We start from the raw sequence: 20,526 nt of genomic DNA, 5'->3' as shown, positions 1-20,526 counted from the left end.
GGTGAAGGCACGCCGTCCGAAACGCTCCGACAATGGTGGGCCGCCGCTCGACGACTATGACGGTCCGCCCTGGGGCAAGGGCGATCCCTATGTCTTTCTTGCCTGGCGGACCGCCCATGCCCAGGCATGGAAAGCGCCGAGCCGCGAGATCATGCTGATGCGGCTGGACAAGGCCGAGCGGCTGGGCCTGACCTATGAGGAATACACGCTCGAACTGCTGGAACGCGGGCGACATCTGCAAGAGGAAGACGCCGATCGCATCGCGGAAATCCGCCGGGCCAGGAAGCGGAAGCGGACCAGTCATTTCGACTGACGGGCGGCGAAGGGAAACCACATGAGTTCGATCGAAATCAGGCCACTCAGCAATACTGACGGAACGCAAAAAATGCTGGCGGATCTGCTGATCGGGACAGTCGCTGCCGGCGGCTCGGTCAGCTTCATGCATCCGCTGGCGCCGGAGATGGCCGCGGCCTTCTGGAACAAGTCGCTTGATGCGGCCGCCAGAGGCGAAAGGGCGGTGCTTGGGGCCTGGAACGGCGAGGCTCTGGTCGGCACAGTCACCTTGCTGCTCGACTGCCCTCCCAACCAGCCGCACCGGGCCGAGATCGCCAAGCTGATGACCCGCCTCGATTGCCGCGGCAAGGGCATAGCAACCCGCCTGATGGAGGCGGCGGAAGCCGTTGCCGTGGAGAAAGGCCGCACGTTGTTGGTCCTTGACACGGCAAAAGAGGAGGGGGCTCCCGGCCTCTATGAAAAGCTCGGCTTCACGCTGGCCGGCGAAATACCGGATTATGCGCTGAAGCCGCATGGCGGGCTCACAGCCACCCTCATCTACTGGAAACGCATTGGTTCAGCCTGATCCGACCCGTGCACATTCGCCGTTGACAGCGGCGTCAAACCAATTCTATTGTCCGCCACCATGAAAAAGGCACTCATTCTCGTAGGAAAGCGCGTGGGCGAGGCGGTGTAACCGCCGGGCGATGACCTCCCATGCGCAAGACACAGGCTCCCTCGGGGGCCTTTTTTATTGCCCGAAACACGACTAAACGACGAGCAATCGCCAGATGGCGAACAGTACGGGACCAGACCGATGAGCAGTGGACAGAATGAGCGGCGCGACATGCCAAGAACTGAAATGCCAAGAACTGAAATGACTGGCGCCGAAATGGTGGTGCAGGCGCTGAAGGACAATGGCGTCAAGCATGTTTTCGGCTATCCGGGCGGCGCGGTTCTGCCAATCTACGATGAAATCTTCCAGCAGGACGAGGTCGAGCACATCCTCGTCCGCCACGAGCAGGGCGCGGGCCATGCGGCGGAAGGCTATGCGCGCTCGACCGGCAAGGCCGGCGTCATGCTGGTGACCTCAGGGCCGGGCGCCACCAATGCGGTGACGCCATTGCAGGACGCGCTGATGGACTCGATCCCGCTGGTCTGTCTGACCGGCCAGGTGCCGACTTCGCTGATCGGCTCGGATGCGTTCCAGGAGTGTGACACGGTCGGCATCACGCGGCCCTGCACCAAGCACAACTGGCTGGTGAAGGACGTCAACGAGCTCGCGGCAACGATCCACGAGGCCTTCCATGTGGCAACGACAGGACGCCCTGGTCCGGTCGTCGTCGACATTCCGAAGGACGTTCAGTTCGCCAAGGGTATCTATGTCCCGCCGCAGACGGCGCCGCGCACCAGCTACCAGCCGAAGGTCCAGGGCGACCTGGAAAAGATCAAGGCGGCGGTCGAGCTGATGGCCGGCGCCAGGAAGCCGATCATCTATTCGGGCGGCGGCGTCATCAATTCCGGCCCGGAGGCGAGCCATCTGCTGCGCGAGCTGGTCGACCTGACCGGCTTTCCCATCACCTCGACGCTGATGGGCCTCGGCGCCTATCCGGCGTCGGGCAAGAACTGGATGGGCATGCTCGGCATGCACGGCACGTACGAGGCGAACATGGCGATGCACGATTGCGACGTCATGCTCTGCATCGGCGCGCGCTTCGACGACCGCATCACCGGGCGGCTGACGGCGTTTTCGCCGAATTCGAAGAAGATCCACATCGACATCGACCCGTCGTCGATCAACAAGAACGTCCACACCGACGTGCCGATCATCGGCGATGTCGGGCGTGTGCTGGAGGATCTGGTGCGGCTGTGGCGGGCAACCGCCAAGGCCGACAAGAAAGCGCTTCACCCGTGGTGGGAGCAGATTGCCAAATGGCGCGCCCGCGATTCGCTCGCCTACAAGATGAACCACGAGGTGATCATGCCGCAATATGCCGTCCAGCGGCTCTATGCGCTGACCAAGGACCTCGACACCTACATCACCACCGAGGTCGGCCAGCACCAGATGTGGGCGGCGCAGCACTATCATTTCGAGAAACCGAACCGCTGGATGACCTCCGGCGGATTGGGCACCATGGGCTACGGCCTGCCGGCGGCGCTCGGTGTGCAGATCGCGCATCCGGATGCGCTGGTCATTGACATCGCCGGCGACGCCTCGGTGCAGATGACGATGCAGGAGATGAGCGCGGCGGTGCAGCACGAGGCGCCGATCAAGATCTTCATCCTCAACAACCAGTATATGGGCATGGTGCGGCAATGGCAGCAGCTGCTGCACGGCAACCGGCTGTCGCACTCCTACACCGAGGCGATGCCGGATTTCGTCAAGCTCGCCGAAGCCTATGGCGGCCACGGCATTCGCTGCGACAAGCCGGACGAGCTCGATGACGCCATCAAGGAGATGATCGCGGTCAAGAAGCCCGTCCTCTTCGACTGTCGCGTGGCGACGCTCGCCAACTGCTTCCCGATGATTCCGTCCGGCAAGGCGCATAACGAGATGCTGTTGCCTGACGAGGCGACCGACGAAGCTGTGGCCAACGCGATCGACGCCAAGGGCAGGGAACTGGTGTAGCCTGGTTCGAGGAAGCTGTGCGGAAACAGCAGATTAGCGCAAAAGTTTTAAATCGAGATTCATGTCATGAACGCACAGTTGCAACCGACCGGCTCGGCCTATTTCATCGCCAAGGAGACGGAAAAACCAGAGAACCACACGCTTTCGGTCCTGGTCGACAATGAGCCGGGCGTGCTTGCCCGGGTCATCGGCCTGTTTTCCGGACGTGGCTACAACATCGAGAGCCTGACGGTCTCGGAAACCGAGCACGAAAAGCACCTGTCGCGCATCACCATCGTGACGCGCGGCACGCCGCACGTGCTGGAGCAGATCAAGCACCAGCTCGAGCGCATCGTGCCGGTGCACCGCGTCGTCGATCTCACCGTGCGGTCGCAGGAATTTGGACAGGAGCGGCCACTGGAGCGGGAACTCGCGCTGGTCAAGGTCGCCGGCACCGGCGAAGCCCGCGTCGAGGCGCTCCGGCTCGCCGATGCATTCCGCGCCAGCGTCATCGATGCCAACACCGAGCATTTCATCTTCGAGATCACCGGCAAGGGGTCCAAGCTCGATCAGTTCATCGCCATCATGAAACCGCTCGGGCTCGTCGAGATCTGCCGCACCGGGGTGGCGGCGATGAACCGCGGCCCGCAAGGGATGTAGTCATCCAGCTTGGCTCTGTCTCATCGCTTTGCCACCGATCGCATTGATTTAGGGAAACGGCATGACCTTCGATGCATTCCTTGCTCTGCTGGTTTATGCCTTCGTGACCTCGGTCACGCCGGGTCCGAACAATTTCATGCTTCTGGCCTCGGGTGTGAATTTCGGCTTGGTCAAGACTGTGCCACACATGCTCGGCATCGGCTTCGGCTTCCTCGTGCTGTTGCTTGCCGTAGGCTTCGGGCTTGGCGCCGTGTTGACGGCCTTTCCGGTGCTGCATACCGGGTTGAAGATCGCCGGCGGCCTTTACCTGCTTTATCTCGCCTGGAAGATCGCCATGTCGCGGTCGCTCGGCGGCGAAGGCGAGGCGAAGGGCCAGCCGATGCGCTTCATCGAGGCTGCGGCTTTCCAGTGGGTCAATCCCAAGGCCTGGGTGATGGCGATTACGGCCATGGCCGTCTATACGAACCCGGAGCGCCCGTTTGTGTCCGTGGTGCTGATCGCGCCTGCGTTCGCCGTCGTCATGCTGCCGAGCATTTCGACCTGGGCCGGTTTCGGCATGGCGCTGCGCGGTTTTCTGGCAGATGCGGTGCGGCTCAAATGGTTCAACATCGCCATGGGTGTGCCGCTGGCGGCGACGCTGTGGCCGATGCTGCGTTAGCTGCCGTTTTATTGTGCACTGCACATTAAATCTTCGTAATGACGGGTTTTGGCCCTTTTTCGCCTTCGGCATCCTCTATTATCTGGCAAAAGCGCGGCAATCGGCTGCGAGTTGAGCTAGACTACGGCCACCGGATAGCGGCGTGTCGGATCGAGAGGCCTTTTGTCGATGCGCGGAAAGATCGTATTTGCGGTGATCGCTGCAGCCTGCGTTGCCGCGGCGTGGCTCTATCTTTCGCCCAGCGCAATGAGCGATCTTCAGCATCTGCTGTCGGCGAAGCAGACGGCGGCGGACAAACCCGCTGCAGCGGCAAGTGCCGCGCGTTCGACTTCGGTGGTTGCCGCCACCGCCTCGACGGCCGATTTTCCGGTCCGGCGCTATGCCATCGGCTTCGTGTCCTCTCCTGCCGTGGTCAGCATCAACGCACGGGTCTCGAGCCAGATCGTCGCAATCGCGGTCAAGGACGGACAGATGGTGAAGGCAGGCGACCTTCTGTTCTCGCTGGACGATCGCTCGTTGAAGGCGCAATTGGCACGCGATCAGGCGACGCTCGCAAAGGATCAGGCGCTGCTTGCCAGCGCCACGGCCGATCTTCAGCGGGCCAAAAATCTTGTCGCCAGGCAGGCCGGCACACAGCAGACCTACGATCAGGCTGTCGCGGCGCAGAAATCCGCAGCGGCCACCGTCGACGCCGACAAGGCAACGATCGATGCCGACCAAATCCAGCTTGGCTTCGCCACGATCAGGGCGCCGATCTCCGGCAGGCTTGGCGCGGTCAGCGTCGCCGTCGGTGATCTCGTCACCACCAGCAACAGCAGCAGCACGTCGACCCCGCTGGTGACGATCACGCAGGTCGACCCGTTGCAGGTGAAATTCAATCTCCCCGAAAGCGATCTTGGGTTACTGCACAAAGCGCTGGCGGCGCCGCAGCAAGGCGCGGTGACGCTGACCAAGGATGGCGACCCGAAGCCGATCGGCAAGGGAACGCTGGATTTCGTCGATTCCAGCGTGGACACGGCGTCCGGCACGATCGCAACGCGGGCCAGCGTGCCCAACGCCGATCTTTCGCTGTGGCCGGGCCAATATGTCAACGTCGTGCTCGATGCCGGCATTATGCCGCAAATGACGTCGGTTCCGACGGTTGCCGTCCAGCCTAGCCAGAAGGGGCCGTTCGTCTATGTGATCAAGCCGGACAACACCGTTGAAATGCGGCCGGTGCAGGTCGCGCTGACAGAAGGCGCCAACACCGCGATCAGCCAAGGACTGAAAAGCGGCGAGCGTGTCGTCGTCGAAGGCCAGACCAAGCTGAAGAACGGTGCGGCGGTGCGCGAAGGCAAGGCTTCGACCGGCACCGGCGACCAGGCGGCTCCGAAGGTCGCCGAGGCTGACCGGACGGGCGGAACACAGCCATGATTTCCGAATTCTGCATCCGCAGGCCCGTCGCCACGCTGCTCATGTCGTTCGCTCTGGTTCTGGGCGGGCTATTTGCTTACAAATTCCTGCCGGTGGCGGCATTGCCAAGCGCGGAATTTCCGGTGGTCAACGTCTCGGCCTCGCTGCCCGGGGCCTCGCCGGAAACCATGGCGACCTCGGTGGCAACGCCGCTCATCAAGCAGTTTGCCACCATCGCCGGCATCGATTCGATTTCGACGACCAACTCGCTCGGCTCGACCTCGATCGCCATTCAGTTCGTGCTCAACCGCGACATAGACGACGCCGCCGCCGACGTGCAGGCGGCGATCGCACGCACGCAGCGACAATTGCCGCCGGAGATGACCAGCCCGCCGAGCTATCGCAAGGTCAATCCAGCCGACGCGCCGATCCTGCTGATGTCGCTGGTCAGCGACACCATTCCGCTGACCGATCTCGATGCCTTTGCCGAGAATGTGATTTCGCCATCGCTGTCGACGATCGATGGCGTTGCGCAGGTTTCGATTTACGGCCAGCAAAAATATGCCGTACGCGTCCAGATCGATCCGACGGCGCTCGCCGCTCGCGGCATCTCGATCGACCAGCTGCAGGCGGCCATTGCCTCGGCCAACAGCAACACGCCGCTCGGCGTGCTCAAGAACAACAAACAGCAGCTGACGATCACCGCGAACACGCAGCTGACCAACGCGGCGGGATTCTCCAACATCATCATCGCAACAAAGAACGGCCATCCGGTGCGGCTCGGCGAGGTGACCCGCGTCATCGATTCGGTCGAGACCACGACGACGGCAAGCTGGTACGACGGCACCCGCGCCATCATCATGGCGGTGCAGCGTCAGCCGGACGCCAATACCGTCGATGTCGTCGACCGCGTCAAGGCGATGCTGCCTTCCTTCGAGGGTCAGATGCCGGCGGCGGCGAGCATCCAGTTGCTCAACGACCGCTCGACGTCGATCCGCGAGGCGGTGGATGACGTGCAGTTCACGCTGCTGCTCACCATCGCGCTGGTAGTGATGGTGATCTTCCTGTTCCTGCGCCGGGTGACGGCGACGGTCATCCCCGCCGTGGCGGTGCCAATTTCGCTCATTGCCACGCTGGGTGTGATGTACCTGTTCGGCTTTTCCATCGACAACGTCTCATTGATGGGGCTGACGCTGGCGGTCGGCCTTGTCGTCGACGATGCCATCGTCATGCTGGAAAATATTTTCCGCCATATGGAGGAGGACGGGCTCTCGGCCCTCGAGGCGTCGCTCAAGGGGGCGCGCGAGATCGGCTTCACCATCATCTCGATCTCGATCTCGCTGGTCGCCGTGTTCATTCCAGTGCTTTTGATGGGCGGCGTGATCGGGCGCATCTTCAACGAATTCGCGGTGGTGGTGACGGTCGCCATCCTGGCGTCGATGTTCGTCTCGCTGACGCTGACACCGATGCTGTGCTCGCGGCTGCTGTCATTATCGAAAGCCGAGCAGAAAGCAGCGCATGGCGGGGACCACAGACAAAACGTCTTCATACGGGGCTATGACAGGCTGCTGACATTCTGCCTGCACCACAATTTCCTTGTCTTCCTTGTCTTCCTCGTGACCGCCGGGCTGTCGGTGTGGCTGATCCAGATCTCGCCGAAGGGCTTTTTCCCGCAGGAGGATATCGGCCAGGTCTCAGTGACGACCATTGCGCGCCAGGATATTTCGTTTGACGCCATGGTGAAGCTGCAGGGGCAAGTGGCGGATGTCTTCACCCATTCGCCCTACGTCGCGCATGTCGGCTGGTCGGCGGGCAGTGGAAGCAATGCGCTCAACCAGGGCCAGCTGTTTGTGCAGCTGAAAGACAAGGACCAGCGACCGAACATCGACAAGGTGCTTTCGGATCTGCGGCGCCAACTTGCCAACGTGCCCGGCATCGAAACCTACATGCAGCCGGTGCAGAACCTGCGGCTCGGCGCGCGTTCTTCGGCGAGTGCCTACCAGCTTGCCGTGCAGGGCCTGGATACCCGCCTGACGAACGTCTGGGCGCAGAAGCTGACGGACGCGATGGCTGCCGACCATGCCGCCTTCACCGACGTCACAAATGACCTGCAGAACAATGCGCTTCAGGCGACGCTGGTGATCGACCGCGACAAGGCGGCGACGCTCGGCGTCGATACCGACACGCTGCGTTCCAGCCTTTATGGCGGTTTCGGCACCCAGCAGGTGTCGACCATCTTCGGCTCGGCCGACAGCTACGACGTGATCATGGAACTCGATCCGAAGATCGAGTGGTCGCCCGAGCGGATGCTGGCCATCAAGGTGAGAACGGCGAGCGGCAGCCTGGTGCCGCTCGGCGCGTTCGCCCGCGTCGATCGGACCGCTGGCGCGCTGACCGTCAACCAACTCGGCCAGCTTCCGGCTGTGACCATCTCCTACAATCTGCCGCAGGGCGTAGCCCTCGGCGACAGCGTGAGCCACATCAATGCGCTGAAGGAAAGGATCGGCATGCCGCCGACGATCTCGACCACGTTCTCGGGCACGGCGAAGACCTTCCAGGATTCGCTTTCCAACCAGGGACTGCTGATCGGCGGCGCGATCCTCACCATCTATATCGTTCTCGGCATGCTCTATGAGAGCTTCATCCATCCGCTTACCATCCTGACCGGGCTTCCCTCGGCGGTGCTTGGCGCGCTGGTGGCACTGCGGCTGGCGGGGATGGATTTGTCGGTGATCGCGGTGATCGGCATCCTGATGCTGATCGGCATCGTCAAGAAGAACGGCATCATGATGATCGACGTGGCGCTCGAGCTAAGGCGCGAGGGGATGTCGCCTGTCGAATCCATCCACAAGGCCTGCCTGATGCGCTTCCGGCCGATCATGATGACCACGCTTGCCGCGCTGATGGGTACCATCCCGATCGCGCTCGGCACCGGCGCCAGTGCGGAACTGCGCCAGCCTCTCGGCGTGGCGGTGGTCGGCGGTCTGGTCGCCTCGCAGGCACTGACGCTGTTCGTCACGCCCGTCATCTACGTCTACATGGAGCATTTTTCCGGCTGGCTGGTCAGGCTGTGGGCGCGGCGCCGGGGCGAGCCGAGGCCGGTCGAAGCGGTCGACCAGCCGTCACTGTTCGACGAGGAGGAAGAACCAGTGCCGCAAAAGGCGGCAGCCGAATAGCGCTGGCCCAAGCCGTGGTGCTTGCGGCCGGGGGTCCGCGATCGTAATTTGACGCCATGCCGCATAATCACCACCATGAGAACGAGCTTGATCCTTTTGCGGCGCGCGTGCGCGCGCTGGAGACGATTCTCACCCGCAAAGGCCTGATCGATCCGGCGGCGATCGATGTCATTGTCGACACCTACGAGACCAAGATCGGGCCGCGCAACGGCGCAAAGGTGGTGGCGAAAGCCTGGGTTGATCCCGCCTTTGCCGCATGGCTGAAGCGTGACGCGACGGCGGCAATCGAATCGCTAGGCTACACCGGCCGGCAAGGCGAGCACATGCAGGCGGTCTTCAACACGGCCGAAACGCACAACCTCGTCGTCTGCACGCTATGCTCCTGCTATCCGTGGTCGGTGCTCGGCCTGCCGCCGGTCTGGTACAAGGCGCCGCCCTATCGTTCGCGCGCAGTGATCGATCCGCGCGGCGTGCTCGAGGAATTCGGGCTGATCTTGCCGGCGACGACAACAATCCGGGTGTGGGATTCGACCGCCGAGCTTCGCTATCTGGTGGTGCCTATGCAGCCAAGGGGCACCGAGGGCTGGGATGAGGCACGGCTCGCCGATCTGGTGACGCGCGATGCGATGATCGGCACCGCGTTGGCGCGGGAGCCGGCATGAACGGGCCACAGGATCTCGGCGGCCAGATGGGTTTCGGGCCGGTCGCGCCCGAACCGGACGAACCCTATTTCCATGCCGATTGGGAAAGGCGGGCGCTGGGTGTGACGTTGTGCGCCGGCGCCATGGGCGCTTGGAACATCGACGAGAGCCGGCACGCGCGGGAATCGCTGCATCCAGCGGATTATTATGCCTCCAACTACTACCAGATATGGATCAAGGCGCTGGAGGTGCTGCTCAAACGCCATGGTTTCGTCGGCGACCGCGACCTGGCCACGGGCGACGCAGTCGACCCGGCAGCGACACCCAAACGGGTGCTGAAGGCTAAAGATGTTCCGGCGGTGCTGGCCAAGGGCGGGCCTTGCGACCGGCCGGTCGCTACGCCGGCGCGGTTCAAGGCGGGCGACACTGTGCGTACGAAGAATTTCCATCCGACGGGCCACACCAGGCTCCCGCGCTATGCACGCGGCAAGCAAGGTGTCGTCGAGGCTGTGCGCGGCGGCTTTGTTTTTCCCGACACAAACGCGCATGGCCAGGGTGAAAACCCGCAATGGGTCTATACGGTGGCCTTCACCGGCAGCGAAATCTGGGGCGAGGGCGCCGACCCGACACTTGTCGTTTCGATCGATGCCTGGGAGGGCTACCTTGAGCCGGCGTGAGACGAGCTCAATCGCCGCTATGCCGCCAGCCGGTGTCGAGGCGCCTGTGTTTGCCGAGCCGTGGCAAGCAGAGGCCTTTGCCATGACGGTAGCACTGCACGATAATGGGTTGTTTTCGTGGAGCGAATGGGCGGATGCTTTGTCGGCAGAGGTGAAGCGGCCGGGCGCCGCGCGCGACGGTCGCGATTACTACGAGCACTGGCTGGCGGCGCTGGAAAAGCTGCTGTCGGCCAAAGGCATTGCCGGCAAGAAAGACGTCGACACCATTGCCGCTGCCTGGGAACGCGCCGCGCACGCAACGCCGCATGGCAAGCCGATCCTGCTGGAGAACGATCCACAGCGGGTTCGGTAAGCTGCGGTCGCCTGGTTTGTTCTCTTTACGTTCCTGTTCGTCACTGATAATCCTGTCGCAGCGGCGCAGTTGCCGGCGATGAAATTGATGGTGATGGCGCTCACCTTGTCTTTCCCTCGCGAATCCGGTCTGTCGCGCTGATGGAATTCTCACCTCAACAGGACGAGGCGCTGAAGGCGGTGGCCGGCTGGCTGAAAGCCGGCAAGCCGCAGTTGTTCCGGCTGTTCGGCTATGCCGGCACCGGCAAGACGACGTTGGCGCGCTATTTCGCCGAGCATGTCGACGGCCAGGTGCAGTTCGCCGCGTTTACCGGCAAGGCGGCGCAGGTGCTGCGTTCCAAGGGCGCGGTCAATGCCCGTACCATCCATTCGCTGATCTACCGGCCGAAAGGCGAGGAATCGATAGCGGACGAGGTGACCGGCAAAACCTCGATGTCGCCGACCTTTTCGCTCAACCGGCAGAGCCCGATCTCGCGAGCCAAGCTCGTCGTCATCGACGAATGCTCGATGGTCGACGAGCAGCTTGGCCGTGACCTGATGAGCTTCGGCACGCCGATCCTGGTGCTTGGCGATCCCGGGCAGTTGCCGCCGATCTCCGGCGGCGGCTTCTTCACCGACCACGAGCCGGACATTCTGCTCACCGAAATCCACCGCCAGGCGCGCGACAACCCTATCATCAGGCTGGCGCTCGACGTGCGCGAGGGCCGCGAGTTCATGCGCGGCGACTATGGCGCGGCACAAGTGATCGGCAAGGAAGAGGTCACCCAGGAACTGGTGCTGAAGGCGGACCAGGTGCTGGTCGGTACCAACCGCACGCGCCGCCGCTATAACCAGCGGCTGCGCGAGCTGAAGGGGTTCAACGCCGATTATCCGCAAGCCGGCGACAAGCTGGTCTGCCTGCGCAACGATCCGGCCAAGGGACTGCTCAACGGCTCGCTGTGGAAGGTGATGACCTCGTCGCGCGAGACGGTCAAGCCGGGCATCAATCTGCTGGTTTCGCCGGAGGAAGACGACCCGGATCGCGGCGTCGCCAAGATCAAGCTGCTCAAGGCGGCGTTCGAAGATCCGGACGCCGACATTCCCTGGCAGCAGAAGAAGCGTTTCGACGACTTCGACTATGGCTACGCGCTGACCGTGCACAAGGCGCAGGGGTCGCAATGGAACGAGATCGTGCTTTTCGACGAAAGCTGGGCGTTCAAGGAAACCCGGCAGCGTTGGCTCTACACCGCTATCACGCGCGCGGCCGAACGGCTGACGATCGTTCGATAGGCCGCATCAGCGCTGGGCGATCGGGTTGGCGCCAAGCCATTCCCAGGCGGCGGCCTCGTCCTTGGCCTCGAAATGCCGAAGTTCGATAGGCAAAGAGGCAGGCAGAAAGGCTCTTGCCTCGGCTATCCAGTTCGGCTCACCGACCGCGGCGCAGCGGCCGATATGCTCCACTGCATGAGCTATGCCCTGTTCGATCGTCTCGTCCGATACGTCGGTCCAGTCGACACCCTCATGATCGATCAGGCGCACCAGCACGTCGATTTTCGGGTGCAGCGCGTAGGCCGCTTCCAGCAATCCGAACAGGTTTTCGGCGTCGGCCGCGGCGACATGGCCGACGACATCGATGGCGAGGAGGTCTTCGCGATCGGTATCGATGCGGCGGACCGCCGGCACGGCATCGAGAAAATTCAACAGGCAACTCCTTGCGCTCGATTTTCTTAGTTCACCTTGGAACACCTGAAACCCTCTGTCTGTTCCCCTTAAAGGCGGTATAGATGCGCGCCGAGATCAGTCTGGAACCGTGCAAATGCCTGCAAAGCTTTCCGTCAACCTCAACGCCATCGCCATGCTGCGCAACCGGCGGGACCTGCCGTGGCCAAGCGTGACCGGGCTCGGACGCATTGCCCTTGCCGCCGGCGCGCACGGGCTGACGGTGCACCCGCGACCCGACGAGCGGCACACCAGGCATTCCGACCTGCCTGAGATCAGGGCGCTGATCGACGACGAGTTCCCGAATGCGGAATTCAACATCGAGGGCTATCCGACCGCGGAGTTCCTGGCGCTTGTGGAAAAGCATCAGCCCGAGCAGGTGACGCTGGTGCCCGACGACCCGGCGCAAGCGACTTCCGATCATGGCTGGAACTTCGCCGCCGAGGCTGCGTTCCTGACACCGGTTGTCAAGCGCCTGAAGAAGGGAGGCTTTCGCGTGTCGCTGTTTTCCGATCCTGACCCCGATGGCGTGAAAGCCGCTCGCGACACCGGCGCCGACAGGATCGAACTCTATACGGGTCCGTACGGCAGCTATCATTCCGATTCGGCAAAAGCGGCGAAGGAATTGGAGAAATTGGGAAAGACGGCGGATGCCGCACTGGCCGCAGGGCTCCAGGTCAATGCCGGGCACGACCTTGTGGTGAGCAATTTGCCGGCACTGGCCAGGCGCATCCCGGCATTGGCCGAAGTGTCGATCGGGCATGGGTTGACAGCCGATGCGTTGGAGTATGGCATGGCTGGAACGGTCAGGCGGTTTCTGAAGGCTTGTGGCTGGTAGAGAGAGGCGAGCCGATAGCCCTGCGTCCCCGGCATGGCAGCGCGCCCTTTCCATCCCCGCGGCATAGAGCACCGAACGTCTATGGGAGTGTCGTCCATGGCCCTTGCCAACGCTGGTAGCGAGGCAGAACCCATCGAGCAATCCAGCCACTCCACCGTCGAGCAGCACAGCACCAAGGTGCTGATGCTGGGCGCGTTGGGCGTGGTTTACGGCGATATCGGCACCAGCCCAATTTACGCATTTCGGGAAGCGCTGCACGCGTCGTCGGGACCGGTAGCGCGCAACGACGTCCTCGGCGTGCTGTCGCTTATCGTCTGGGCGCTGACGATCATCGTCACGATAAAATACGTCGCTTTCGTGCTCAGAGCCGACAACAAGGGCGAGGGCGGCACGCTGTCGCTGATGTCGCTTGCGCGTAGTGCTTATCCAAAGGGAGCCCCGTTCATTCTGGGGATCGGACTTTGCGGCGCGGCGCTTTTTTTCGGCGACGCGATAATAACGCCCGCCATCTCCGTGCTTTCGGCTGTCGAGGGCCTGGAAGTGATGGCTCCGACGCTCGAAACCTTTGTCGTTCCGATCACTCTTGTCATCCTGGCAATGCTCTTTGCCGTGCAACGGTTCGGCACCGGCAGGGTGGCGGCCGTGTTCGGGCCGGTGACGGCAGCGTGGTTCCTGGCCATCGGTGCCGCCGGGGTCTACCATCTGCTTGACGATCCGTCGGTCCTGCTGGCGGTCAATCCCTATTACGCGGTCGCTTATCTGGCCAATACGCCCACCGGCGCTTTCGTCACAGTCGGGGCGGTGTTCCTGGCGGTCACCGGGGCCGAAGCCCTCTATGTCGATCTCGGCCATTTCGGGCGCAGGCCGATCGTGCTGGCATGGTTTGCTGTCGTGTTTCCTTGTTTGCTCCTCAACTATTTCGGACAAGGCGCGTTCGTTCTTGCCAACGGCGGCAAACCCACCAATCCATTCTTCCAGATGCTGCCGGATTGGGCGCTAATGCCCATGGTTGGGCTGGCCACGGCAGCGACGGTGATCGCCAGTCAGGCGGTGATCTCCGGCGCTTTCTCACTGACCCGTCAGGCGGTGCAGCTCAATCTGCTGCCACGTATCGAGGTGCAGCATACTTCCGAGATGCAGTCCGGCCAGATCTACATGCCGCGGGTCAATCTGGTGGTCGCGCTGGGCGTGATGTTGCTGGTGGTCGGCTTTGGCAGTTCGAGTTCGCTGGCTTCCGCCTATGGCATTTCGGTGACTGGCGAAATGCTTATGACGACCATCCTGCTGTTCGTGGTGATGCGGTTCCGGTGGAAATGGCAGCTTGCACTGGCGGCCGCGCTCACACTGCTGTTCGGCACGATCGATACCGGATTTTTCCTCGCAAACGTCGTCAAGATCCTCGAAGGTGGGTGGGTGTCGATCACGGTCGCCTGCGGCATGGGGCTGATCATGTCCACATGGATCCGCGGCACCCGCTATTTGTTCGACAAGACCCGCCGGAACGAGATCCCGCTGGATTTCCTTGCCGGCAATCTGCTGAAGAAGAAGCCACATCTGGTGTCGGGCACCGCAGTGTTCCTGACCAGCGATCCGTTGAGCGCACCGACGGCACTGATGCACAGCCTCAAGCACTACAAGGTGCTGCATGAGCAGAACGTCATCCTTTCGGTTGTGACGGCGCCGCAGCCGGTCGTGCCCGACAGCGAGCGGGTGAAGATGGAGACCGTCAACGAGCTGTTCATGCGGGTGACGCTGACCTTCGGCTACATGGAGCAGCCCAACATCCCGCGTGCGCTGGCGATCTGCCGCAAGCAGGGCTGGAAGTTCGACATCATGACGACCTCCTTCTTCCTGTCGCGGCGCTCGCTCAAGGCGTCGCCCAATTCCGGCATGCCGGTCTGGCAGGACAAGCTGTTCATCGGGCTGGCGCGCTCGGCGGCCGATGCAACGGAATATTTCCAGATCCCGACCGGACGCGTCGTCGAGATCGGGACGCAGGTGGCTATTTAAAACGTGTCCGTTGCGACATTCCAGGTAGTCTGTCGATGGGACTGAGTCTGCCAAGTCGTGGAGGACTCGCAATATCGGGACGGAGCCATTACGTGACGGCACTTGATATTGCAGCGCAGCAAGCGTAGAGCACCGCGCGCTTATCGGAGTGTCGTCCATGGCCCTTACCAATGCTGGTAACGAGGCAGAACCTGTCGAACAATCCAGCCATTCTGAGGTCGAGCAGCACAGCACCAAGGTGCTGATGCTGGGCGCGCTCGGCGTGGTTTACGGCGATATCGGGACCAGCCCGATCTATGCATTCCGAGAGGCGTTGCATGCATCAGCCGGTGGCAATGTCGCCAACCGTGGCGACATCCTGGGCGTACTCTCGCTGATCATCTGGTCGCTGACGATCACCGTCACCATCAAATACATCATGTTCGTGCTCCGTGCCGACAATCGAGGCGAAGGCGGGGTGCTGTCGCTGATGGCGCTGGCGCGCAACAGTTTTCCGACGCGCTCGGCGGTGATCCTCGGCACCGGCATCGTCGGCGCGGCGCTTTTTTTCGGCGACGCGGTCATTACGCCGGCGATCTCGGTCCTATCAGCGGTCGAAGGCATGAATGTCGTCACGCCGACATTTCAGCCCTATGTGGTGCCGCTGACACTGGCCATCCTGGCGATCCTGTTTGCGGTACAGCGGTTCGGCACCGGCGGCGTAGGATTGGTGTTCGGGCCAGTCACGGCGCTATGGTTCCTGGCCATCGGCCTTTCCGGCATTAACCACATCATCGCCGATCCGGAAATCCTGCTGGCGATCAGCCCGCATTACATCGTGTCATTCCTGGTCAACTCGCCCGACGTCGCCTTCGTCACGGTTGGTGCGGTCTTCCTCGCCGTCACCGGCGCCGAGGCGCTCTATGCCGATCTCGGCCATTTCGGCCGCAAGCCGATCGTCCTCGCCTGGCTGGCAATCGTGTTCCCTTGTCTATTGCTCAACTATGTCGGGCAAGGCGCCTTCGTGCTGGCAAATGGCGGCGTTGTCGGCCATCCCTTCTTTGAGATGAACCAGGGCTGGACGCTTATTCCGATGGTCGTGCTGGCGACGGCGGCGACCGTCATCGCCAGCCAGGCGGTGATCTCCGGCGCTTTCTCGCTGACCAGGCAGGCGGTGCAGCTCAACATGCTGCCGCGTTTCGTCATCCAGCACACGTCGGAAAAACAGTCGGGCCAGATCTATCTGCCGCGCATCAACCTGATGCTGGCGCTGGTCGTGATGTTGCTGGTGGTCGGCTTCGGCGAATCCAGCCGCCTGGCCTCGGCCTATGGTATTTCGGTGACCGGCAACATGCTGGTGACGAATGTGCTGCTTTTTGTTGTGATGACGCGCATCTGGAAATGGCCGCTTGGCGTCGCGATCGCCTTGATGGCCGTGTTCGCCTTCGTCGATACCGGCTTCTTTGCTGCCAACATAGTCAAGGTGTTTGAAGGTGGCTGGGCATCGCTTGCCATCGCCGCAGTTATCGTGATGACTATGTGGACCTGGATCCGCGGTAGCCGCTATTTGTTCGACAAGACCCGCCGGAACGAGATCCCGCTCGATTTCCTCGCCGGCAATCTGCTGAAGAAGAAGCCGCATCTGGTGTCGGGCACCGCGGTGTTCCTGACCAGCGATCCGCTGAGCGCGCCGACGGCACTGATGCACAGCCTCAAGCACTACAAGGTGCTGCATGAGCAGAACGTCATCCTTTCGGTTGTGACGGCGCCGCAGCCGGTCGTGCCCGACAGCGAGCGGGTGAAGATGGAGACCGTCAACGAGCTGTTCATGCGGGTGACGCTGACCTTCGGCTACATGGAGCAGCCCAACATCCCGCGTGCGCTGGCGATCTGCCGCAAGCAGGGCTGGAAGTTCGACATCATGACGACCTCCTTCTTCCTGTCGCGGCGCTCGCTCAAGGCCTCGCCCAATTCCGGCATGCCGGTCTGGCAGGACAAGCTGTTCATCGGGCTGGCGCGCTCGGCGGCCGATGCAACGGAATATTTCCAGATCCCGACCGGACGGGTGGTCGAGATCGGGACGCAGGTGGCTATCTGAACAAATGGCCGTGCCCTTCGAAGGGCACGGCCATTTGTCAGGCTCAGCTCACCAGAGCCGCCTTGTTTGCCTCAAGAAATTGCTTCAGCGGCCGCGGCTTCCTGCCGGACAGCGTCTCGACCGCGTCGGTCACCATGCTGATGCGGCCGGAGCGGGTGTTGGTGTCGAAGGAAACGATGACCGGGGCGAAACCTTCGGGAACGCCGGCTGCCTTCAATCCCCCGGTGAGCGCTTCGTCCGAAAGCTGGACGACCTCGATCGGCTTGCCGGTAACTTCGGTGACGAGGGCCGCGATTTCAGCGACCGTATAGGCCTGCGGACCCGTCAGCGTGTATGTCGTGCTTTCGGTTGCCCCCGATGCGAGACCGGCGGCGATTGCCGCGGCCATATCGTCGCGCGCGCCATGGGCAATACGGCCGTCTCCGGCGGATGTGTACCACTGCCCCGAGGCGATGGCGTGCGGCAGCGCCATGAACAGGTTCTCCTGGTACCAGCCGTTGCGGAAGATGGTGTAGGGAATGCCGCTCGCCTTGATCGCCTGCTCGGTGCCGTGGTGATCGGGCGCAAACAGCACCGGCGATCCTGGCTCCGGATTGGGCATCGATGTGTAGAGCAGATGCGAAACGCCGGCGCTTTTTGCGGCCACGACCGCGGTCTCATGTTGCTTCAGGCGCTTGCCCGGAAGGGCAAGCTCGTTTGTCGAAATGATCAGAACTCTGTCCGCGCCGGTAAATGCACTGGCCAACGATGCGGTGTCGTCGAAGTCGGCCGCCCTGAGAGTGACGCCGCGCGCTGCCAGATCGGCCAGATTTTCCGGATTGCGGGTGGCGGCGATGATGCGCTGAGGGGAGATCTTGAGCGTGTCAAGCAGATGATTGATGACGCCGCGGCCAAGCTGGCCGGAGGCGCCGGTGACAAGAAGGGTGTCGGTCATGAAGGATCCTGACGTTGCGCCGGAGCGGCGGGTGCATATGTTAGTCTCAAAAAGAGACCAGCACTAAAATAGGAATTGACCCATCCTCGTAAAGAAGGCAGTTTTGCGGGAGGTAGGCACACCCAGGGAACCAGCCATGGACGGCAAGATCGTCAATCTGAGATCGAAGCTCGAGATCTACAAAGCAGGCAGCGGTGGCGGAAACCTTGCGGATTGTCCGGTTCGCGACGTGATCCAGGGGATCAGCAACAAATGGAGTTCGCTGCTGATGGAAGCCTTGGCCGAGAAGCCGTACCGCTTCGGCGAGTTGCGGCGCCTCGTGCCCGATATTTCGCAGCGCATGCTCACCCAGACGTTGCACGATCTTCAGCGCGACGGCTATGTCCATCGCCAAGTGTTTCCGACCAAACCGCCGAGCGTCGAATACAGCCTCACCGATCTCGGGCGCTCGATGTTTGGACCCTTGGATCAGCTGATCCAATGGGCCGAGCTCAATCACAGCGCTGTACGCGAGGCGCGGAAGGTTTTCGATGCTGCCGAAGGCTGAGCCTCCAGGCCGAGACGGCGCCTAGATTTAGCGACAGCGCTGAAGGATTGTCCGGCCTGGGTTGGGGCGGGCAGATGGGCAATTCTCTGGACATCGCGATTGCCGGCGCCGGGCCGGCTGGACTTGCCGCCGCGCTCTATCTCGAGCGCGCCGGACATAGGGTCACGATCTTCGAGCGCTTCGACCGGCCAAAACCGGTCGGGTCCGGGCTGATCCTGCAGCCGACCGGGCTGACGGTGCTTGCCGATCTCGGCCTGCTTGAAGACATTCTGGCGCTGGGCTGCCGCATAGACCGCCTGCATGTTGCAGATGCCAAGACCGGCCGCACAGTGCTCGACGTCCGCTACGATGCCCGGCGTGGCGGCCGTTTCGGGCTGGCGGTACATCGCGCGGCTCTGTTCGGCGTGCTTTTCCGCGCCGCCCGGCGCCAAGCGATCCACATTGAGACAGGCATCGAGCTTGAGACGCTGGAAGCCGGCGAATGGGCAACATTGATCGCCGCAACGGACGACGGATGGGGTCGTTCGACCTGGTAGTGGACGCCAGCGGTTCACGCTCCAAACTGCGGCGGTGCGTGAACAATCCGGGCGAACCGCGATCGCTCGCCTATGGCGCTTTCTGGGCATCGCTTGGCTGGCGCGGCGAGGGTTTCGACGAGCACGCGCTGCTGCAGCGCTACGACAGCGCAAGCGTGATGATCGGCGTGCTGCCAATCGGCCGGCCCGAGCCGGATGCCCAGAAGATGGCGGCATTCTTCTGGAGCCTCAAGCCGGCGGATGCCGAGTACGTCTGGGGGGCAGGTCTCGAGGCATGGAAGGCGAGATTGGTCGGGCTGTGGCCTGAATGCGCGGCCTTCATCGACCAGATCGACAGTTTCGAGCAGCTGTCGCTGGCGCGCTATGGCCATCACACGATGAAGACGCCAGCCGGACGGCTATTGGCTGTCATCGGCGATGCGGCCCATTCAACCAGCCCGCAGCTCGGCCAGGGCGCGAACATGGCGCTGCTCGATGCAGCCGCGCTCAACTACGCACTCATGGGAACGGACCGTGTCGATACTGCACTGGAGGCCTATGTCCGGACGCGGCGATGGCATGTGCGGGTCTTCCAGGCGCTGTCGCTGGTGCTGACGCCGTTTTATCAGTCGGATTCGATTGTGATGCCGTTCGTCCGCGACAGGCTGGTGGCGACGCTGGCAAAAGTCCCGCCGGCGCCGCAGTTTCTTGCTTCCATGGTTACAGGAACGGTGATCAATCCATTCAAGCCGATAGGGCTTGCGGAAGCGCTATGGCCGGATCGCCTTGGCGGATGATTTCCGAAAGGTGCGAACCCTTAGCCTGCAAGAATGCATGGAGGCGTTGCGGATAGTCGGGAGCGACCGCGCCCTTCACGGATGGGCGTATGCGCAACGCCTCGCGCCATACCTGGACATGCGGCTTTCCGTCCAGGATGCCGAAATCGCCGATCCGGTCGAAGACGTCGAAATAGCGGAAAATCGGGCCGTAGACCGCGTCGACCAGTGAAAAGCGCTCGCCGTCGAAGCATGGCCCAGCCGCGCCATTGGCCCGTTCCACTTCCAGGCGATCGAACATTGCCGATAGCGTCTCGCTTTCAGCGAGCAGCGCGGCTTCCGTAGGCGCTGAATAGAAGCGGCCGATGGCATTGAGGATTGCCGAGCCGAACTCGATCCAGGCGCGATGCCGGGCACGGGCATAGGGGTCGGTGGGATGCAGTGGATTGGGCTGGGTTTCCTCGAGGAATTCGAGGATGACCGCCGATTCGAAGATCACCGTTTCCTGGCCGTCATGCTCAACGCGAAGCAGCGGCACCTTGCCGAGCGGTGATATCGCCTTGAACCAGGCAGGCTTGTTGGCGAGATCGACCGTGATGCGTTCGAACGGCACGCCCTTTTCGCGAAGTGAAATCGCCGCGCGCTGCACATAGGGACAAAGATGGTGGCTGACGAGGATGAGCTTACCGGTCATC

Annotated in this window: 18 protein-coding genes and 1 pseudogene; 16 read left to right on the top strand and 3 right to left on the bottom strand. The window is 62.4% G+C overall.

Annotated features, from left to right (window positions below; translation table 11 throughout):
• Position 1: 1 nt before the first annotated feature.
• The 11 genes from NKJ35_RS02030 to NKJ35_RS01980 all read left to right on the top strand — a co-directional run bounded on the left by NKJ35_RS02030 (position 2) and on the right by NKJ35_RS01980 (position 11,705).
• Positions 2 to 313 carry a hypothetical protein gene (locus NKJ35_RS02030; protein ID WP_254818924.1) on the top strand — a complete coding sequence of 104 codons (312 nt, stop codon included), beginning with the start codon at positions 2 to 4 and terminating at the stop codon, positions 311 to 313.
• Positions 314 to 334: 21 nt separating this feature from the next.
• Positions 335 to 859 carry a GNAT family N-acetyltransferase gene (locus NKJ35_RS02025; protein WP_352644618.1) on the top strand — a complete coding sequence of 175 codons (525 nt, stop codon included), beginning with the start codon at positions 335 to 337 and terminating at the stop codon, positions 857 to 859.
• Positions 860 to 1,150: 291 nt separating this feature from the next.
• Positions 1,151 to 2,902, top strand: a complete 1,752-nt coding sequence (locus NKJ35_RS02020; protein ID WP_352644617.1) for an acetolactate synthase 3 large subunit — start codon at positions 1,151 to 1,153, stop codon at positions 2,900 to 2,902.
• 66 nt (positions 2,903 to 2,968) lie between these two features.
• Complete coding sequence (gene ilvN / locus NKJ35_RS02015; protein WP_023676680.1) at positions 2,969 to 3,541, top strand: acetolactate synthase small subunit; 573 nt, start codon at positions 2,969 to 2,971, stop codon at positions 3,539 to 3,541.
• 61 nt (positions 3,542 to 3,602) lie between these two features.
• Positions 3,603 to 4,199, top strand: a complete 597-nt coding sequence (locus NKJ35_RS02010) for a LysE family translocator (RefSeq protein ID WP_352644615.1) — start codon at positions 3,603 to 3,605, stop codon at positions 4,197 to 4,199.
• Between the two features lie 168 nt (positions 4,200 to 4,367).
• A complete protein-coding gene (locus NKJ35_RS02005; RefSeq protein WP_352644613.1) occupies positions 4,368 to 5,612 on the top strand; it encodes an efflux RND transporter periplasmic adaptor subunit in 1,245 nt (414 codons plus the stop codon).
• Positions 5,609 to 8,767, top strand: coding sequence for an efflux RND transporter permease subunit (locus NKJ35_RS02000; protein WP_352475313.1), 3,159 nt, complete (start codon positions 5,609 to 5,611; stop codon positions 8,765 to 8,767). The genes NKJ35_RS02005 and NKJ35_RS02000 overlap by 4 nt, the downstream gene beginning before the upstream one ends.
• 56 nt (positions 8,768 to 8,823) lie before the next feature.
• Positions 8,824 to 9,429, top strand: a complete 606-nt coding sequence (gene nthA, locus NKJ35_RS01995) for a nitrile hydratase subunit alpha (protein ID WP_352644612.1) — start codon at positions 8,824 to 8,826, stop codon at positions 9,427 to 9,429.
• Complete coding sequence (gene nthB / locus NKJ35_RS01990) at positions 9,426 to 10,085, top strand: nitrile hydratase subunit beta (RefSeq protein ID WP_352644610.1); 660 nt, start codon at positions 9,426 to 9,428, stop codon at positions 10,083 to 10,085. The genes nthA and nthB overlap by 4 nt, the downstream gene beginning before the upstream one ends.
• A 19-nt stretch (positions 10,086 to 10,104) precedes the next feature.
• Positions 10,105 to 10,437, top strand: coding sequence for a nitrile hydratase accessory protein (locus NKJ35_RS01985; RefSeq protein WP_352645027.1), 333 nt, complete (start codon positions 10,105 to 10,107; stop codon positions 10,435 to 10,437).
• Positions 10,438 to 10,577: 140 nt separating this feature from the next.
• Positions 10,578 to 11,705: an ATP-dependent DNA helicase gene (locus NKJ35_RS01980; RefSeq protein WP_352644608.1), complete on the top strand. Its 1,128-nt coding sequence runs from the start codon at positions 10,578 to 10,580 to the stop codon at positions 11,703 to 11,705.
• Positions 11,706 to 11,711: 6 nt separating this feature from the next.
• Here NKJ35_RS01980 and NKJ35_RS01975 read toward each other — a convergent pair whose 3' ends face one another.
• Positions 11,712 to 12,116, bottom strand: a complete 405-nt coding sequence (locus NKJ35_RS01975; RefSeq protein ID WP_352644607.1) for a SpoIIAA family protein — start codon at positions 12,114 to 12,116, stop codon at positions 11,712 to 11,714.
• Between the two features lie 115 nt (positions 12,117 to 12,231).
• On the opposite strand from NKJ35_RS01975, the gene NKJ35_RS01970 reads away from it, so the two are divergent.
• The 3 genes from NKJ35_RS01970 (at position 12,232) to NKJ35_RS01960 (ending at position 17,059) form a co-directional block, all read left to right on the top strand.
• Positions 12,232 to 12,972, top strand: a complete 741-nt coding sequence (locus tag NKJ35_RS01970; protein ID WP_254818915.1) for a pyridoxine 5'-phosphate synthase — start codon at positions 12,232 to 12,234, stop codon at positions 12,970 to 12,972.
• A 96-nt stretch (positions 12,973 to 13,068) separates the two neighbouring features.
• A complete protein-coding gene (locus NKJ35_RS01965) occupies positions 13,069 to 14,982 on the top strand; it encodes a potassium transporter Kup (RefSeq protein WP_352505658.1) in 1,914 nt (637 codons plus the stop codon).
• A 157-nt stretch (positions 14,983 to 15,139) separates the two neighbouring features.
• On the top strand, positions 15,140 to 17,059 hold the full coding sequence (locus tag NKJ35_RS01960; protein WP_352644605.1) for a potassium transporter Kup: 1,920 nt from the start codon (positions 15,140 to 15,142) through the stop codon (positions 17,057 to 17,059).
• A 43-nt stretch (positions 17,060 to 17,102) separates the two neighbouring features.
• Here NKJ35_RS01960 and NKJ35_RS01955 read toward each other — a convergent pair whose 3' ends face one another.
• Positions 17,103 to 17,993: an SDR family oxidoreductase gene (locus NKJ35_RS01955; RefSeq protein ID WP_352644603.1), complete on the bottom strand. Its 891-nt coding sequence runs from the start codon at positions 17,991 to 17,993 to the stop codon at positions 17,103 to 17,105.
• A 136-nt stretch (positions 17,994 to 18,129) separates the two neighbouring features.
• Here NKJ35_RS01955 and NKJ35_RS01950 point away from each other — a divergent pair, with 136 nt between their 5' ends.
• Together NKJ35_RS01950 and NKJ35_RS01945 are read left to right on the top strand one after the other, a co-directional pair.
• Entirely contained in the window at positions 18,130 to 18,540 is a 411-nt protein-coding gene (locus tag NKJ35_RS01950; protein WP_352644601.1) for a winged helix-turn-helix transcriptional regulator, read from the top strand.
• Positions 18,541 to 18,614: 74 nt separating this feature from the next.
• Positions 18,615 to 19,852: pseudogene (locus NKJ35_RS01945) on the top strand (FAD-dependent oxidoreductase).
• Here the strand turns inward: NKJ35_RS01945 and NKJ35_RS01940 are convergent.
• On the bottom strand, positions 19,800 to 20,525 hold the full coding sequence (locus tag NKJ35_RS01940) for a glutathione S-transferase family protein (RefSeq protein ID WP_352477518.1): 726 nt from the start codon (positions 20,523 to 20,525) through the stop codon (positions 19,800 to 19,802). The pseudogene NKJ35_RS01945 and the gene NKJ35_RS01940 sit on opposite strands and share 53 nt — an antisense overlap.
• Position 20,526: the final 1 nt, after the last annotated feature.

This window comes from Mesorhizobium sp. M0136, from assembly GCF_040322515.1.
Classification (GTDB): domain Bacteria; phylum Pseudomonadota; class Alphaproteobacteria; order Rhizobiales; family Rhizobiaceae; genus Mesorhizobium.
This window is presented reverse-complemented; position numbering and strand designations above follow the sequence as displayed.